Below are 542 nucleotides of genomic sequence, written 5' to 3'. Positions count from 1 at the left end.
CATTAGCGTTGCATAAAAAATGAATCCATCTATTGTCAAATTATTCTGAATGACATTTTCAACTTCACAACCAAAAACGAGAACAGCCAAGCAAAAGGTAGCCACTATCCATTTGGTAGTTTTATACATTTATTACAACATCGACAACAACAAACAACACTTACTTCCTTTTCTGTCGCCCTCTGGATGTTCGTTTGGATTGGTAATCCATTCTGCCTATCCATTGTTCAAAGGTCTGCCAGAGAAACACTTTGAGCCATCTACTGATTTGCAGCAGACTGTGCTGACTGTTTCTTTCCAGCTTTACAAGAAGCAACAAGCAGTAAGCAATGAGAGCGAGAAAAACTTGATTCCAGACCGCATTTTCACTTGTTCCATAGAACGTCTTGATCTTTGCGTGTTGTTTCATCCATTTGAAAAACAGTTCTATTTGCCAGCGCCAACGGTAGATGTCGCTCAATTCTTCTGCTTCTAAGTCGAACCGATTGGTGATGATTCGAATACGATTTCCTTTCGAATCATGCGTTTCAATCAGTCGTAAC

1 protein-coding gene is annotated in these 542 nt (G+C 39.7%); it reads right to left on the bottom strand.

Annotation, left to right across the window (positions count from 1 at the left end):
- Nucleotides 1-160 precede the first annotated feature (160 nt).
- Nucleotides 161-542, bottom strand: a 382-nt coding sequence (locus AC3WJN_RS25605) for a transposase (protein ID WP_492329362.1), incomplete at its 5' end; no start/stop codon positions are given.

It is taken from the genome of Brevibacillus sp. FW306-2-1A-C05A, assembly GCF_058781555.1.
This window is presented reverse-complemented; position numbering and strand designations above follow the sequence as displayed.